The organism is Saccharothrix ecbatanensis (assembly GCF_014205015.1).
Classification (GTDB): Bacteria; Actinomycetota; Actinomycetes; order Mycobacteriales; family Pseudonocardiaceae; genus Actinosynnema; species Actinosynnema ecbatanense.
Genome location: NZ_JACHMO010000001.1, coordinates 6,824,754 through 6,840,779 on the forward strand (window position 1 = coordinate 6,824,754; position 16,026 = coordinate 6,840,779).

Genomic DNA, 16,026 nt, shown 5'->3' on the forward strand with positions numbered 1-16,026 from the left:
GCTAGCGGCCTCCCTCTTCACCGAGCACGCCTTGGACGCGGCTCAGGCTCAGGTCATCGTCGAACAGCGACCCGGTGGTGCGCCACTGGCTCGGGCTGCGCTCGCTGTCGCCGCCGCCCTGCTGGCCGCCACCGGCCGGCGGGGCACCCATCATGCCTCCGGCCATGCCGCCTGCCATGCCACCGCCGGGCTGGCCGGCGCTGGTGCCCTCCTGCATGGACGGGAGGGTGGCCGACCCGGGCTGGGCCGCTTGGGAGGCGTTCGTGTCGGCGAGGCCGTGGTCCGCCGCGTTGGCGGACGGGCTGCTCCACGGGCTCTCCGCACCGCTTGGTGAGCCGCCGAGCATGGAATCGGCGCTGTCGAAGCCGCTCGGTCCGCCGAGCATCGAGGCGCCCGAGGTGGAGGTGGTGCCTTCGGTGTTCATGGGCGGCGGTTGGGAGAACGCGGCGTCGGACCGGGGTGCGAAGTCCTGGAAGGACGACGCTGACGCGGGTTCGGTGAAGCCGGGCGCGAAACCGGAGTCGGGGGCCGGCATCGTCCGGAAGCCGGAAGCCGCGCCGGCTTCGGCGGGCATCGCGCTGAAACCAGGGGCACCGCCGCCAGCGGGGACACCGACACCGGGAGCGCCGCCACCAGCGGGAGCACCGAAGCCAGGCCCCCCACCGCCCTCAGCGGGCATCGCGCTGAAACCGGGAGCACCGCCGCCACCGGGAACACCGATACCAGGGGCGCCGCCACCAGCGGGCGCGGTGAAGCCAGGAGCACCGCCGCCGTCCGCGGGCATCGCGCTGAAGCCGGGAGCCGCGCCGGCCTCGGCGGGCATCGTCGTCACCGGGTCGGTGAAGCTCGGCATCGGCCCGTCGGCGGGCATGGCGCTGAAGCCAGGAGCCGCGCCGGCCTCCGCGGGCATGGCGCCCAACGACGGTTCACCCATCGCGGGCAGTGGTGCGGCGGCGTCCATGCCCGGAATGCCTGCCACGCCCCTGTCCGCGTTGTCCTCGCCGAATTCGACGCCGTACTCCTGCGGTTCGCCCTTGCCGTCGTCCACAGTGAGGTTGATCTCACCGGTCAGCGGGTCGACCTCGGCGGTCAACGAGAGGCCGTCCAGCTCGATCAACGCCTTGCCGTCCGCACCGGCCTCGATCGGGATCGCACCGTCACCGGCGCCACTGCCGCCGACCCCGCCCCCCATCGGCGTGCCGGGCGTGCTGGGCGTGGCGCCCGGTGTGGAGGCAGTCGCGCCCGCCAGCGCACCGGCCAGCGCCGCCCCGCCGTTCTGACCCATCAGGGCCTTCGCGGCGTCCGGGTTGTTGCTGAAGTCGACGTCGTAGGTCTTCGGCGGGCTCTGCGGCGTGTCGACGGTGATCTTGACGTGGCCGTTCGCGTCCGGCTCGGTGACCTGGATCTCGTTGTCACCGCTCTTGATGGTGACGGTCTCCGGCGCTTCCTCGCCCTTGACGCCGTCGGGCTTGCCGCCGGGCTCCATGTCGGGCTTGCCGTCGCCGTCCAGGTCGTCCGGCTTGCCATCGCCGTCAGTGTCACCCGGCACGTCGGGCTTGCCGTCGCCGTCCTTGTCCAGCGGGTTCTCCGGCTTCGGCATCTCCGGCATGCCACCGCCCGGCGTGCCACCACCGGGCGTGCCGCCGCCTGGCGTACCCCCACCCGGTGTGCCGCCCGGCGTTCCGCCCGGGGTTCCGCCGGGCTGCTCGACCTTCTCCCGATCGCCGCCGTCCTCGCCGAACGCGGGCGGGTCGCCGACCTGGCCGAACGGCTGGTCCTTGATCTGACCTTCCAGCTGGCCGAACATCGTGTCGTAGGCGGTCTGGACGCCCATCTGCACGGTCTGGCAGTAGCCGTCGAACGCCTGCTTCTTGCCGTCGAACTCCTGGCACAGGCCGCGCAGCTTCTGCTTGGCCTCGTCCATCAGGCGCTGCCGGACCTCCTTGGCGTGGTCCGCCCACCCCATGAAGTTGCCGATGATGCCGCCGACCGGACCGCCGAGCACGATGCCGATCGCGCCGCCGATGAGCATGTCCGGAATTCCCGAGAACCAGTCACCGAGGCTGAAGTCGCTCTCGCTGATGTCACCGCGAGCCATTCGGATCTGCTTCTTCGCCTCGTCCACGGAAAGGCCGCCGCACTGCTCGGCGTACATGTCGTGGATGTGCTGCGCGAATTCCTTGACCTGCTGCTGGATCGTGGTCACGCCGGTCACGATGGTGCCCGGCGCGTTCTTCGTGTCCTGGATGAAGGTGCCGGCGGTGTTGAGGAACTTGCCGTTGTAGCCGTTCGCGGCGTTCGCGGCCTCGCCCTCCCAGGCCGCGAGCCCGTTCCACGCGGTGCCCAGGCCGTTCTGGTGGTTGTCCAGGTCCGCGGCCGCCTTGTTGATCTTCTCGGCGTCTTCGCGGAACTTGCCGAAGTCGATGTCGCGGACTTCGTCGTAGTTCTTGTAGATGTGACCCTGGAGGTCGGGGGCCTGGCCGTTGTGACCGGCGAGCGGCGCCGCCTCCTGGTAGATCGGGATGAACTTCTCGAAGAACCGCAGCCCGGGTGCGCCCGCGTCGATCAGCTCGTTGGAGTTGCCGAAGTCGCCGGTCTCGTTGAGCACCTTCTGCGTGCTGCCGAGCTCGCGCTCTTCCTTGGCCTCGGCGATGAGCTTGTCCGCGTCGCCACCCTCCACGGTCCAGTCGCCGTGCTGCATTTCCTGGCCGACGTTGTAGGCGACGCTCGCGCCCCCGGTCACCGGTGCGAGCAGCACACCGCCCGTGTGCTGCCAGAAACCGGGGTCGTTCGGCACGTCGACGTCGTTGGCCTCGGCGTAGCGCCGGACGTCCTCTTCGCTGCCACCGGCGCCCGCCAACGCGCGGACCAGCTGCTGCTTGGTCTCCGGCGTGACGTTGGGGTCGTCGAGGAGCTGCTTGATCTCGTTCTGGTCGGCCACCCGGTCACCCCTTGAACTGGTCGCTGGTGGCGGCTTCGTTGCTCTCGTACGTCTTCGCCACGTCCTTCAGGCGCAGCGCGACGTTACTGGCCTCTCGACCGAACGTCTCCATGCTCGCCTGGAGGCGGTCGAAGTAGACCTTGTACTTCGTCTCGGTGCCCTGGAACTTCCGGCCGACCTGGCCCGCGCCCACTGCCGGCGTCACCGAGTTCTTCAGCTGGATGATGTCCGCGCTGTGGTCCTCGTACTGCTTGGCAGCGTTCTGGAGTTCGCCCGGCCCAACACCGAAGCCCGCCATCGAATGCCTCCCCGTTTCCCCGGATCAGACGCCGGAAGACCTGCTCCGGTTCCGCGAACAGGGTGCCGGCTCAAGCCGGTCCGCAGACCGGGAACGGGAATTGCGGTTGCTCTGGCAAACGCGAATCCCACCCCGTCCGGCACCAGGTCGATCCACCTCTGCGATCTTTCTCAGCCTTGCGGTGGCGGCGGCCCGCCGGCGGGCGGACCGGGCGGATAGGGCCCCTGCGGCGACTGCCCAGGTCCTGGCCCGCCGGGACCTGGCTGACCAGAGCCAGGCCGGCCGTGGGTCGGGGGTGGGCCGTGACCAGAGGGTGGGCCGTAGCCCTGGGGTGGGCCGTGACCAGGCGGTGGGCCATAGCCCTGGGGTGGGCCGTAACCGGGTTGGCCAGGAGGTGGGCCGTAGCCGGGCGGAGGGTAGCCGTGCTGCTGGGGATGACCGGGCGCGTAACCCTGTTGCCGTTTGCGCTTCCTCGTCGTCGTCACCACGACGAGCACCACCACCGCGGCCACGAGGCCGAAGAAGATGATGATCAGCTCGAACGGTCCGACACTCAGCATCAGCGCGCCCCCCGACGTCGACGGTCAGCGCACCGAGGAAACCACACCGGCCAGCCGTTGGGCGGCGGATTCGGCCAGCTCAGGAGTGGCGGCCTCGACCATGACCCGGACCAGCTGCTCGGTGCCGGACGGGCGCAGCAGCACGCGACCGGTGTCACCCAGTTCGGCCGACACAGCGGCGACCGCCTCGTTGACCGCCTTGTCCGTCGCCACCGCCGCCTTGTCCGCGACGACGACGTTGATCAGCACCTGCGGCAGCCGGCGCATCACGCCCGCCAGCTCGGCCAGCGGCTTGCCGGTCTCCGCCATCCGCGCCATCAGGCGCAACGCGGTCAGCAGGCCGTCACCCGTGGTGGCGTGGGCGGGGAGGATCACGTGGCCGGACTGCTCGCCGCCCAGCGCGTACCCGCCCGCGCGCAGCTCCTCCAGCACGTAACGGTCGCCGACGGCGGTGGTCTTGAGGGTGATGCCGTGCTCGCGCATCGCCAGGTGCAGGCCGAGGTTGCTCATCACGGTGGCGACCAGGGTGTTGTCGGTCAGCTCGCCGTTTTCCTTCATACCGAGCGCCAGCACGGCCATGACCTGGTCGCCGTCGAGGTCGTTGCCGTCCGCGTCGACCGCGACGCAGCGGTCCGCATCACCGTCGTGCGCGATGCCCAGGTCGGCGCCGTGCTCGACCACGGCGGCGCACAGCTTCGCCACGTGGTTGGAGCCGACGCCGTCGTTGATGTTCAGGCCGTCCGGCTCGGTGTGGATCTCGACCACTTCGGCGCCCGCGCGGCGGTAGGCGTCCGGCGCGGCCACGGACGCGGCGCCGTTCGCGCAGTCCACCACGACTTTGAGGCCTTCCAGGCGGTGCGGCGTCACCTTCAGCAGGTGCTGCACGTACTGGCCTTCGGCGTCCTCGATGTCGCGGACGCGGCCGATGCCGGCGCCGGTCGGGCGGAACTCGCGGTCGCCGAGCTTCTGCTCGATCTCGTCCTCGACCGCGTCGGGCAGCTTGTGCCCGCCCGCGGCGAACAGCTTGACGCCGTTGTCGGGCATGGGGTTGTGCGAGGCGGAAATCATCACGCCGACGTCCGCGCCCAACGCGGACACCAGGTAGGCGACCGCGGGGGTGGGCAGGACTCCCGCCCGCAGGACGTCCGCGCCGGCCGATGTGAGGCCGGCCACGACAGCCGCCTCCAACATCTCGCCGCTGGCCCGCGGATCGCGGCCGACGACCGCGACCGGGCGGTGCGAGCGGTCGTGCTCGGCCAGCACGCGCGCCGCCGAGGCGGCGATGGACAGCGCGAGTTCGGGGGTCAGGTCCGCGTTGGCGAGACCGCGTACGCCGTCAGTGCCGAACAGCCGAGCCATGATCGCCGTGACCTCCATGGATGAACCAAGCACGCACGTCAGCGGAGCTGACAATTCAATTGCTGTGGCGGGGCCGACAGTTCGGGACCGCTGTGGCGGAGCCGGCAGTTCGGACCGCGGCAGTGGTGCCGACAGTTCGGACCGCCGTGTGACGACAATCGCAGAACAGCACCGGAAATGCACTGCGGGAGCAGCAGTTCGAGGAAAGAACTGACTGCTCCCGCAGGGATGGTGCTCGCCGAACCTGGTGAAAGGTCAGCGCTTGCTGTACTGAGGCGCCTTACGGGCCTTCTTCAGACCGTACTTCTTCCGCTCCTTGACCCGGGGGTCACGGGTGAGGAAGCCGGCCTTCTTCAGCACCGGGCGGTCCTCGGAGTCGACGGCGATCAGCGCACGCGCGATCGCGAGGCGCAGCGCACCGGCCTGGCCGGTGGTGCCGCCGCCACGCAGGGTCGCGATGACGTCGAACGTCTCCGGCTTCTCCGTCGTCACCAGGGGCTCACGGATGAGCTGCTGGTGCACCTTGTTCGGGAAGTAGTCGTCCATCGACTTCCCGTTCAGGGTGAACTTGCCGCTGCCGGGGAGGAGCCGCACGCGGACGATCGCCTGCTTGCGGCGACCGACCGTCTGCGCGAGGTGGTGCGCACCCGCGCTGAGCGTGTGCCGCACGACGGACGTGGGCTCGGCTTCGACAGCCTCGGCCTCGACGGCTTCGGTCGCCTCGACCTCGGGCGCCTCCGCGCTCTCGGCCTCCGCGCTCTCAGCCTCGGTGGACTCAGCCTCCGCGGCCTCCGCCTCAGGGGCTTCGACCTCGGTGGACTCCGCCTCGACGGCCTCAGCCTCGGGGGCGGCCTCCGCCTCGACGGCTTCGGTCTCGACGACGTCGGTCTCGACGGTGTCGAGCTCGGCCTCAGGGGTGGTCACGTCGCTGTCCTCGGTCTGCTTCTCGGTCACTGGGCGACCTTCTTGATCTCGAACGGCTGCGGCTGCTGGGCAGCGTGCGGGTGGTTCGGGCCCGTGTAGACCTTGAGCTTGCCCCCGATAGCGCGGCCGAGGCGGTTCTTGGGCAGCATGCCCTTGATGGCCTTCTCGACCAGGCGGTCGGCACGGGTGTCGAGCACCTCACCGAACGAGCGCTGGCTCAGGCCGCCCGGAAAACCGGAGTGCCGGTACACGAACTCCTGATCACGCTTCTTGCCTGTCAACGCCACCTTGTCCGCGTTGATGACGATGACGAAGTCACCGGTATCAACGTGTGGTGCGTAAGTCGGCTTGTGCTTGCCGCGCAGCAGCGTCGCGGCCTGGGTGGCGAGCCGACCGAGCACCACGTCCTGGGCGTCGATCACATGCCAGGTTCGGGTCACCTCGCCGGGCTTCGGGCTGTACGTGCGCACGGGTCTACCTCGTCGTCACTTGCGTCTGGGGTCATTGCGGCGGCTGCTCAGGCCAGAGACCCCAGGTGGGCAGAGGACCAGAACACTGAGGCACGCATAGTGCGCACCTAGTACCGCACAACAACGTAGGAAGATACCGGTTGAGGTCACCGTGGGTCAAAACGGCCCCTCCGAAACCGGCTCGCACCGGCCTGAACCGGCGGTAATACGGACGCGGGCCCCGGATCCTCGAGGATCCCGGGGCCCGCGAAGGGTCACTCGGAGGTGACCTGGTTCACCAACGACCCTCGTTCTTCTTCTCCGCGGCCTGGTACGCCTCGGTCGCCTGGGCGACCGCGAGGCCGATCTGGGCGAGCACCTGCTGGAGGCCGGCGGCAGACTCGTCCCAACGACGCTGCGCGTCCTGGTAGGTGCCCGACGCGGAACCTTCCCAGTTTGCGACGACCTGTCCGATGCGCGTCTTGAGGTTGTCCAGCTCGGAGTCGACCTTGCTGGCGTGGCCGCTGATGTCGCCCGCAGCGCTGCTCAGCCGGTTGAAGTCGACACTGATGTCCATGATCTCCCCTTGGAGGTAAAGTCAGAAAAGGAAAGCGAAAGAAAGGGTTGCCGCGAAGGGCAGACGGTGAATTCCGTCGGATCAGGTGCCGAGTCGGTTGGTGATGTTGGACATCTGCGACTCCTGCTCGAGTTCCTGCTCCATGTACGTGGCCGCGCTCTGGTCCATCTGCTCCGCGATGTCCATCAGCGCCTTCTGGAGCTTGTCGGCGTCCGCGTGGAAGCGCTCCATCAGCTTGGCGAACGCCTGGGCAGCGCCACCCTTCCAGGCGGGCATGAGGCCGTCGATCGTGTTGCCGAGCTGCGACAGAATGCCCTGGACCGCCTCGTTGGTGCTGACGATGTCCTTGGCGCCTTCGACGAGTGCGGGATGTCCGGCCGAGTAACCGCTCATTGGGTTGAACCCCCTGGGTCGTGAGATCAGGCGTACCTACTTGGTTCGTACGCCTCTTACGACGCAGACCCTGCCACGGTTGGTTCCACGCTGTCCCGACTTCTTCGGAAGTAGTTGCGGTTGTAAACGCACGGGTGACGCGACACCGTCAGTAGAGGATTCGCGCTTGCGAAAAGTCCTCGTCATCGCCACGTTCCGGGGGCAGTTGGCCGCTCGGGCCGGCAACCGCGCGGGAACCGAGCACGGGCCGTTCAGGTGCCGAATTTGCATTCGCGTCCGTTTGCTCTTGCGATTTGTCCGGCGCGAGCAGTTCGGCGGCCGGCGGCAGTTCCTCGACCGGCAGCCCCTGGTGCCTGCGGAAGCCGGTGGCGACGCGCTGCACGTCCGGGGAGGTGGCCGCGTGCCGGTCCGGCTGGACCTGCCGCGCCTTGGCCTGCTCGGCCAACTCCCGGTTCCGCTCGCGCTGGGCCGCGCTCTTCGCGCCGGCGGCGGCTGCCGCACGCCGACCTCTGGTCACCGCGGCGTCGAGGTCCGAGCGGAACCGGGCGAACGCCTCCGGGATGCCGGTCATCACAATCCCCACAAGGTCAGGTGGTCACGGTCAGCGTGCGGACGACCTGCTCGCACGCGGGGCGGACCCGGTCGCGCCCGTCGGCCGGGTACTGGCAGCCGACGCTGACCTGTACCTCGTCCTGGAACAGCACGTACCAGTCGATGGTGGCCGAACCCGCCTCTTCCCGGTAGTAAACGACATCCTTGGCCGCGAAGTTCGCGGAAGCGTCGAAACCGGACACGTTGGCGCGCTGGTCGTACTGGTCGCGCAACTCCGTTTCGGCGCGCGCCCGGTCCTGTGTGGCGTCATAGGTGAGCTTGCGCTCCTCGACCGCGATGACGTCCAGTTCCGATTCCGCGGATTCCGGTTTGAGCAGCACCTTGCGGGATTCGACCTGACCGCCGGTCTGCTGCCAGCCCGTCGGCGCGACGAAGCTGTAGTCGTATTGCGCGATGGTCTTCCCGTCGGCCGATGTCGTGGTGGTCGGCGACGGGGTGGTCTGCCCACCGGCTCCCGCGCCGCTCCTGCTGAGCGCGAACGCCACCGAGGCGCCGACGACCGCGAGCACCGCGACCACGATCGTCACGATCAGCGGCACCCGGCTCTTGCGCGGCGGCGTCGGTCGAGCGGACTGCGGTCCAGGGGCCTGCGGTCCAGGGGCCTGCGGTCTGGGTGGCTGCGGTCGTGCGGGCTGCGGGGGGAAGTAGGGCTGCGCGAACCCGGACGGCGGTGACGGCGACATGATCTTCCGGGTGATCTTCCGGGTCGTCTGGCCGTCGGTGATCTTCTGGGTGACGTCACCCCCGCCCGCCGGCAGCGCGCCGGTGCGCAACGGGTCCACGCTCACCGCCCGCAGCGCGCCCCGGGCCACCACAGTTTCCGGTTGGTCGATGCTCGTCGGCACCACGCCGGACTGGTCCAGCACCAGCCGGGCGACCAGCGGGATGCGGCTCGACCCACCGACCAGGAACACGCCGGCCAGCCCGCGCGGGTCGAGCCCGGCGTCGCGGACGGCCGTCACGACGAGCGCGGCGGCGCGGTTGAGCGGCGCGCTGATCAGGCGTTCGAGGTCGGTCCTGGTGACGTGGGCGTCTGCGAACGGCGGCGGCATCGGCACGTCGGTGTAGGCGTGCCGGGACAGCGTCTCCTTCGCTCCGCGCACGTCCTGGCGCAGCACCCGGCGCTTGCGGCGGTCGGTCATCTCCCGACCCTCCACGAGCTGCTGCCACGCGTCCGGGTCGCCCGGCGCGACCAGCGAGCCGACGTGCTCCAGCAGCGCCTGGTCGACGTCCGCGCCGCCGAAGCCGGGGTCGCCCATGGTGGCGAGCACCCGGAACGTGCTGCCCTGGCGGGCGACCACGCTGGCGTCGACCGTGCCGCCGCCCAGGTCGAGCACGGCCAGCGCCGCGCCGTCCTGGATGGCGTGGGTCGCCGAGTGGAACACGGCCGCGGCGACCGGTTCGGGCACCAGCCGGAGTTCCCGGCCGAGCCCACGGGCGGCTTGCAGGAGGACCCGGGTGCGGATCGCGCCCCAGTCGGCCGGGTGGGTGAGCACCAGCAGGTCGACCCGCGCACCGCCGGCGATGCGCCTCGCCTCGTCGACGGCTCTGGTCAACACGGCCCGCACGACGTCCACCACCGGCAGCACACTGCTGCCGAGCAGCAGCTCGCCCTCGTCGATGCGGCGTTTGGGGTGCGGCTCGTAGCGGGACGGGTCCACGGCGGCCTGGCGTTCCGCCTCCTGGCCGACGAACAGCGTGCCGTCCGCCGCGGCGAACACCGCCGAGGACATGATCGGCTGGCCGTCGACCACGACGACCTGCGGTTCACGGCCGTGCGGGGACATGGCGACGCAAGTGCTGGACGTGCCGAAGTCCACCGCCACGTGCAGGCTCATCCGTCATCCCCTCGTCGGCCGGGGCGGGCTCGCATATGCATACCTCACGGGCCGGGTGATCGGTCGGCTGGTCGTGCGATCGCCGCCGTGGCGCGTCCGAAGGCCTGCTCCATCCGCTCGACCGACTGCGCCGCCCCGACGTCCCGGTACTCCGCCAGTGCGGGCTCCAGGACGCGCAACGCCTCCTCTGGCCGCCCCAGGGCGAGGTGCGCCTCCGCGATCGCCGCGACGGCGCCCGGCGTGCCGATGTCCTCGCCGATCTCGCCGAACACCCGGTAGGCCCGTTCGGCCAGGGGCAACGCCTCGGTGGCGGCGCCGACCGCGAGCTTGACCGTGGCCGCCAGGCTCGACATGTACGCCACCGCCCTCATGTCCTCGAAACCGCTCAACAACTCGAGGGCGCGGTCGGACACCTCGAGCGCGCGGTCCAGGTCATCGTGGTCCAAGGCGTACCTGGCGATCCGGTAGAGCACGCCGACCTCGGGCAGCGGGTCGCCGAACTCCCGGGTCAGGGCCAGGGTCTCCTCGAAGCAGGGCAGCGATTCGGCATAGCGACCGGACGCGGCGAGCATCGAGGCCAGCTCGCGCAGGGCCGAGCAGTAGATCTCCTTGAGACCACTGCGCCTGGCCACGTCAACCGCACGGCGGGCCAGGTCGACGTCCGCTTTCCCGGTGTGCAGGTAGTCGTAGTGGACCACCGTCGCGAGGGCGATGGCCTCACCGGGCAGGTCGCCGATCTCCCGGAAACCCTCGGCGCAGTTGGCGATGCTCTCCACCAGCGAGTCATCCAGCACCCGCTTCGCCAGCTGCGACTGGATGGAGAGTTCCATGCGCCACCACAGCCTGCGCTCGCCGACCACGTCCGCGGTGTCCCTGGCCACCTGGTAGAGCTCGACCACGCGGTCGAACGGGATGTAGACGTCGAGGTGGGTCATCATCCGCTCGATCAGGGCGACGACCGGCCCGGCCCAACCGCGCCGGGCGGCCATCTCCACCGCGTGGACGAGCTGCGTCTGCTCGGCCACGAGCCAGCTCGTCCCGGCCTCCGTCAAGCGGGCGATCTCGGGAGCCGGGAGCAGTCGGGACGGCTCGATCGGATCCGGCGGCAGCTCGTCGACCGAGGAGGGCACCCAGTGCAACGCGGCGTCCACGAGCGTGGTGAGGGTGTCGATGTAGTCGCGCAGTGCCGCGGTGCTGCCGTCGTCGTCCCCGGCCAGTTCGGCGGCGTAGACGGCCAGGATGTCGTGCAGCCGGTAACGCGGCTCGCCGGTCGCGTCACAGCCCACGTCCTCCAACAGGTTGGCCTCGACCAGCTGCTCCACGGCCTGTTCCTGGTCGTCCAGGCCGGTGAGCGCCTTGACCACCCAGGACGCCACGTCGGTCGCGCCGAGCAGGCCGAGCCGGCGGAACGCGAGCGCCGCGTCCGGCGGCAGGGCCTCGTAGCTCAGCTCCAGGCTGGCCCGGACCTCCAGGTCGCCCGTCGCCAGCTCGTCCAGCCTGCGGCGTTCGTCGGCGAGCCGGTCGGCCAGCTTGGCCAGCGGCAACGACCGGCGTGCGGCCAACCTGGCGCCGACGATCCGCAGGGCCAGCGGCAGGCCGCCGCACGCCTCGACGATCGCCGCCGCGGCCGGGGCCTCCGCCGCTGTCCGGCGTTCGCCGATCATCCGCGACAGCAGGGCGAGGCCCGAGGCAGCCGCCAGCGGGTGCACCTGGAGGGGACGGATGCCCGGCAGACCGCCGAGCCGGTGGCGGCTGCTGATCAGCACGGCGCTGCTCGCGGTGCCCGGCATGAGGTGCCGCACCTGGTCGAAGCCCGCGGCGTCGTCCAGGACGAGGAGCACCGCGCGGTCGGCGATGCGGGACCGGAACGCGGCGGCGCGGGTCTCCAGCCGGTCCGGCATCGCGGCGGGGTTCAAGCCGACCGCCGTCAGCAGCTCGGCCAGCACCTCCGCGGGGTCGCGTGGCGCGGCGCCGGCGCCGTCCAACCGGACGAACAGCTGTCCGTCCGGGAAGTCCGCGCGCAACTCGTGCGCGATCCGGATCGTCAGGGTGCTCTTGCCGGTGCCGGGCGCGCCGGTGATCGCGACCACCGGCACGGCCGTCCGGGACGGGTTGGCGGTGAGCAGCGCCGACGCTTCCGTGCACACGTCGTCGCGCCCGATGAAGTCGGCCGTGTCCGGCGGCAGTTGGCACAGGGCGGTCCACGGTTTGAGCCTTGGCGTCGGCTCCGCGCCACCGACCAGCACAGTGCGGTGCACGGCGCGCAGGTACTCGCTCGGGTCGACGCCCAGCTCCTCCGCCAGGAGCTTGCGCACCGCGCTGAACGCGGCCAGCGCCTCGGCCTGCTGGTCGCTGCCGTGCAGGGCGAGCACCAACTGGCCCCAGAACCGCTCGCGCAGCGGGTACGCCCTGGTCAGCGAGCGCAGTTGGGGAACGAGCCCGCCGAACCGGCCCGCCGTGAGGTCCACCTCGATCCGGCGTTCGAGGACGACCAGCCGCTCCTCCAGCAACGGCTCGACCTCCGCCGTGTGCAGGACGTCGGACCGCACGTCCGACAGCGGCTCGCCCCGCCACAACGCGAGCGCCTCGGCGTACTCGCCGTTCGCCGCGAGTCGGCGGAAGCGGTGCAGGTCGAAGGACTCCGGATCGACATCGGCGACGTACCCGTGCGTCACCGTGCGGACCACGTTCGCGTCACCCAACGCCTGGCGCAGCCGCCGGACCACCATCTGCAACGTCGCCTTGGCCCGGTCCGGGTTCGGCGCGCCGTCCTCCCACAACCGGTCCACCAACGTGCCGACCGGAACGGGCTGATTGGCGCGCAACAACAACGTCGCCAACAACACCCGCGCCCGACCCGCCGGAATCGTCAACCGCTCGCCGTCGTGCCAGACCTCCAGCGGACCGAGCACGTTGAACCGCGTCCCGGTCGACGCGGGGACAGCGGTGGAAGAGGGCGACGGCTGTGCCGGAGGTGCGACGAGCCCGGGTGCCGTGAACCGAGTCGCCATACCCCTCCTTGGACAATCCCACTTTACGACTTTCGGCCGTGGCGCGAGTACAGCGGAACCGTGCCCAAGGGGTCGCGGTAGGCGATCCCAGGTGCACTACAACCCCCTCAACCGCACACGGATCCGGTTGGCCGCCGCGGACGTCTCGGGCCACAACGCCAGCGCCTCCGTCAGGCACTCCCGCGCACCCGCCACGTCACCCATCGCCGCCAACGTCCGGGCCAGGTTGTCCAGCGCCGCAGCCTCGGTGGTGTGATCGCGCGCCTCGACGGCCTTCGCCTGGGCACTGCGGTACGCCCGCACCGCGTCGTCCACCCGACCGGCGGCGGCGAGCGCGTTCCCGTAGTTGTCCAGGAAACGCCCCATGACGACCGGGTCGTCGGTGCCTTCCACCAACCGCAGCGCCTCCAGGCTCACCGCGACCGCCTCGTCGCCACGCCCGCAGGCCGCCAACGCGCCGGACAGCGTGTTCAGCGTGATGGCCTCCCCCAGCCGTTCACCGACCTCGACCAGGATGCGCCGCGACTCCTCCAGCAGCCCGATCCCCTTCTCCGACTCCTGCCGGCGGAGGTGGCAGATGGCGAGCGCGTTCAACGCCAGCCCTTCGCCCCGCCTGTCGCCGGTCGCCCGGCGGATGTCCAGGACCTCGTGGCAGAGGGGGATCGCGTCGTCGTACCGCTCGGCATCGCCGTAGGTCACGGCCAACGCGTGCGCCGTGAACGACCGCGCAGTCGGGTCGTCGATCGTGTGCGCCGCCGCGATCGCGATCTCCAACACGGGAATGGATTCGGCGAACCTCTTGGCGAGGTCGAAAAAGGCCCATTGCGCCACCGGGAGTCGCCACGCGTACTCGACAAAACCGGATTCCGCCGCGCACCTCGTCGCGGCGGCCAGGTTCGCCTGTTCGACTTCACACCACTCCAGCGCCTGCCGACGATCGGCGAACTCCAGCGCCCGCTCGCGCGACGTGCCGGTGCTGACGTCGGGACGAAGGCTGCGAAGCAACGCGGTCGCGTTGAGCGAGGTGTCGATGTAGAAGTCCAACAGGCGGCGCATCGCCGCGCGCCGCGTCTCCTCGTCGTCCTCCGCGAGCGCCTTGGCCGCGGCGTACTCGCGCAGCAGGTCGTGCGACGTGAAACGGCCCGCCGCCGGCTGCCGCACCAGGTTCGCCCGCACCAACGTGCCGAGCAGCCGCCGCGCGCCGACGACGTCGCAGCCGAGCAGCGCGGCAGCCGCCGCGGTCGAGATGTCGTCACCCGGCACCATGCCGAGCAACCGGAAAGCCGCACGGGCGTCCGCGGCCAGCCCCACGTACGACAAGTCGAACGCGGCACGCATGGCGAGTTGTTCGTCCCCCTCGATGGCCAGCGCGTCCAGGCGGTCCTCACCCCGCAGTTCACCGACGTAGCGGGCGAGGTCGAGGGCCGGCCGGCCGGCCAGGTGCGCGCCCGCGATCCGCAACGCGAGGGGCCAGTGGGCGCACGTCTCGGCCAGGTCCGCCGCCGCCTCGGGCGCCGCGTCGAGCACTTCGACACCCAGCACCCCGCCCAACAGCGCCAACGACTCGTGCGGACGCAGGGGCTCGATGACGAACGACCGGGCGCCGTCGCCGGCGACCAGCCCCGGCAGACCCTCCCGACTCGTCACCAGGACCGCGCAACGGGGATGCCCCGGCAACAGCAGCCGCACGTCGTCCGCCTGGCGCACGTTGTCCAGCAACACCAGCACCCGCCGGTCCCCGAGCAGCGACCGGTACAGCGCCACCTGCTCCTCCGGGTCACCCGGGACGTCCTCGGCGGCGATCCCCAACGCCCGGAGGAACCGCGGCAGCACGACCGTGGCGGTGACCGCGGACGAAGGCGAATAGCCGCGCAGGTCCGCGAAGAGCTGCCCGTCGGGGAAATCGTCCAGCAGCAGGCGGGCGACGTGCACCGCCAGCGCCGTCTTGCCGATGCCCGGCGCCCCGGAGATCAACGCGAGCGGCACGCGGGCGCCGTCCGCCGACAGCAGGGCGGTCAACTCCGCCACCACCTCGGCGCGACCGACGAACTCGGGCACGGGCGGCAGTTGGCGCGGCACCACGCCGCTCGACCGTTCCGGCGCCACCCGGCCCGCCAGCACCGCGGCGTGCAGCTCCCGGAGCGCACGACCGGGGTCGATCCCCAGCTCGTCCGCCAGCCTCGCCCGCACCGCCTCGTACGCCGCCAACGCGTCAGCCTGCTGACCGGCGCCGTGCAGCGCACGCACCAGCTGACCCCAGAACCGCTCGTGCAACGGGTACCGGGCGGTGAGCACCCGCAGCTCGGGCACGACGTCGAGCGACCGCCCGGCGTCGAGGTCGGCTTCGACCCGCTTCTCGGTCACCGCGAGGTGTTCCTCCAGCAGCGGGGCGACCTCGTCGCGGTGCAGCGAATCCGACCGCACGTCCGACAGCGGCTCACCGCGCCACAACGCCAACGCCTCGGCGTACCGGCGCGCCTCCACCAACTCCCGGTAGCGGTGCAGGTCCAAGCTCCCCGGCGGCACGTCGGCGACGTACCCACCGGCGGCCGTGCGCACGACCTGGACCGACCCCAGCGCCTGCCGCAACCGCCGCACGACCATGTGCAGCGTCGCCTTGGCCCGTGACGGGTCGGGCGGCGTGCCGTCCCACAGCCAGTCGACCAGGACGTCGACCGGGACGACCCGGTTGGCGCGCAACAACAACGCGGCCAGCAGGATGCGCGCGCGTCCGGCCGGGATCGGCACGACCCGGCCGTCGACCTTCACCTCCAGCGGTCCGAGGACACCTAGTTCGACCGACACGACCCACCTCGACCCCACCGACACGGCACACCGGCATCGTGACAGCGCGGCGTGAGTGGACTGTGAGGGCCACCGGTCACAGTGGACACGTTCACCGCCGGCACCCCAACGGGGTGCACCGGACCGGCAGTCCGATCAAGGGGGGAATGCCGGCCCGGGCCGCCGGTGGGTCGTCGGGGGGCGACGCACCGGGGCGACCCCGCGCCGGGGTGACGGCCGGTCCCGCGGGGTCCTCGACACCTCTCCGTCGAGGGCCCCA

At 71.0% G+C, this 16,026-nt stretch carries 11 protein-coding genes; all 11 read right to left on the reverse strand.

Features of this window, described 5'->3' with window-relative positions:
• Nucleotide 1: 1 nt before the first annotated feature.
• The 11 genes from F4560_RS29255 to F4560_RS29305 all read right to left on the reverse strand — a co-directional run bounded on the left by F4560_RS29255 (nucleotide 2) and on the right by F4560_RS29305 (nucleotide 15,767).
• Nucleotides 2-2,941, reverse strand: coding sequence for a hypothetical protein (locus F4560_RS29255; RefSeq protein WP_184929753.1), 2,940 nt, complete (start codon nucleotides 2,939-2,941; stop codon nucleotides 2-4).
• A gap of 4 nt (nucleotides 2,942-2,945) precedes the next feature.
• Nucleotides 2,946-3,239: a WXG100 family type VII secretion target gene (locus F4560_RS29260; protein WP_077010071.1), complete on the reverse strand. Its 294-nt coding sequence runs from the start codon at nucleotides 3,237-3,239 to the stop codon at nucleotides 2,946-2,948.
• A 584-nt stretch (nucleotides 3,240-3,823) separates the two neighbouring features.
• The gene (gene glmM / locus F4560_RS29265) at nucleotides 3,824-5,158 is read right to left on the reverse strand and encodes a phosphoglucosamine mutase (protein WP_184929465.1); all 1,335 of its coding nucleotides are present in this window, start codon (nucleotides 5,156-5,158) and stop codon (nucleotides 3,824-3,826) included.
• Nucleotides 5,159-5,413: 255 nt separating this feature from the next.
• Nucleotides 5,414-6,112, reverse strand: a complete 699-nt coding sequence (rpsI, locus tag F4560_RS29270) for a 30S ribosomal protein S9 (protein ID WP_184925399.1) — start codon at nucleotides 6,110-6,112, stop codon at nucleotides 5,414-5,416.
• A complete protein-coding gene (gene rplM, locus F4560_RS29275; RefSeq protein WP_184925402.1) occupies nucleotides 6,109-6,552 on the reverse strand; it encodes a 50S ribosomal protein L13 in 444 nt (147 codons plus the stop codon). Before rplM ends, rpsI begins: the two co-directional genes overlap by 4 nt.
• 274 nt (nucleotides 6,553-6,826) lie before the next feature.
• Nucleotides 6,827-7,108: a WXG100 family type VII secretion target gene (locus F4560_RS29280; RefSeq protein WP_184925405.1), complete on the reverse strand. Its 282-nt coding sequence runs from the start codon at nucleotides 7,106-7,108 to the stop codon at nucleotides 6,827-6,829.
• An 81-nt stretch (nucleotides 7,109-7,189) separates the two neighbouring features.
• Nucleotides 7,190-7,501, reverse strand: a complete 312-nt coding sequence (locus F4560_RS29285; protein WP_184925408.1) for a WXG100 family type VII secretion target — start codon at nucleotides 7,499-7,501, stop codon at nucleotides 7,190-7,192.
• A 148-nt stretch (nucleotides 7,502-7,649) separates the two neighbouring features.
• Nucleotides 7,650-8,072, reverse strand: coding sequence for a hypothetical protein (locus F4560_RS29290; protein ID WP_184925410.1), 423 nt, complete (start codon nucleotides 8,070-8,072; stop codon nucleotides 7,650-7,652).
• Between the two features lie 16 nt (nucleotides 8,073-8,088).
• Nucleotides 8,089-9,951, reverse strand: coding sequence for a type VII secretion-associated protein (locus F4560_RS29295; RefSeq protein WP_184925412.1), 1,863 nt, complete (start codon nucleotides 9,949-9,951; stop codon nucleotides 8,089-8,091).
• A 44-nt stretch (nucleotides 9,952-9,995) separates the two neighbouring features.
• Nucleotides 9,996-12,962, reverse strand: a complete 2,967-nt coding sequence (locus F4560_RS29300) for an AfsR/SARP family transcriptional regulator (RefSeq protein WP_184925415.1) — start codon at nucleotides 12,960-12,962, stop codon at nucleotides 9,996-9,998.
• Between the two features lie 96 nt (nucleotides 12,963-13,058).
• Nucleotides 13,059-15,767 carry an AfsR/SARP family transcriptional regulator gene (locus F4560_RS29305; RefSeq protein ID WP_184925418.1) on the reverse strand — a complete coding sequence of 903 codons (2,709 nt, stop codon included), beginning with the start codon at nucleotides 15,765-15,767 and terminating at the stop codon, nucleotides 13,059-13,061.
• Nucleotides 15,768-16,026 lie beyond the last annotated feature (259 nt).

Bases quoted from the DNA above. Each gene is read 5' to 3' on its own strand.
- F4560_RS29260 (WP_077010071.1), bottom strand. From the start codon at position 3,239: ATGGCGGGCTTCGGTGTTGGGCCGGGCGAACTCCAGAACGCTGCCAAG.
- glmM (WP_184929465.1), bottom strand. From the start codon at position 5,158: ATGGCTCGGCTGTTCGGCACTGACGGCGTACGCGGTCTCGCCAACGCG.
- F4560_RS29280 (WP_184925405.1), bottom strand. From the start codon at position 7,108: ATGGACATCAGTGTCGACTTCAACCGGCTGAGCAGCGCTGCGGGCGAC.
- F4560_RS29285 (WP_184925408.1), bottom strand. From the start codon at position 7,501: ATGAGCGGTTACTCGGCCGGACATCCCGCACTCGTCGAAGGCGCCAAG.
- F4560_RS29290 (WP_184925410.1), bottom strand. From the start codon at position 8,072: ATGACCGGCATCCCGGAGGCGTTCGCCCGGTTCCGCTCGGACCTCGAC.
- F4560_RS29295 (WP_184925412.1), bottom strand. From the start codon at position 9,951: ATGAGCCTGCACGTGGCGGTGGACTTCGGCACGTCCAGCACTTGCGTC.
- F4560_RS29300 (WP_184925415.1), bottom strand. From the start codon at position 12,962: ATGGCGACTCGGTTCACGGCACCCGGGCTCGTCGCACCTCCGGCACAG.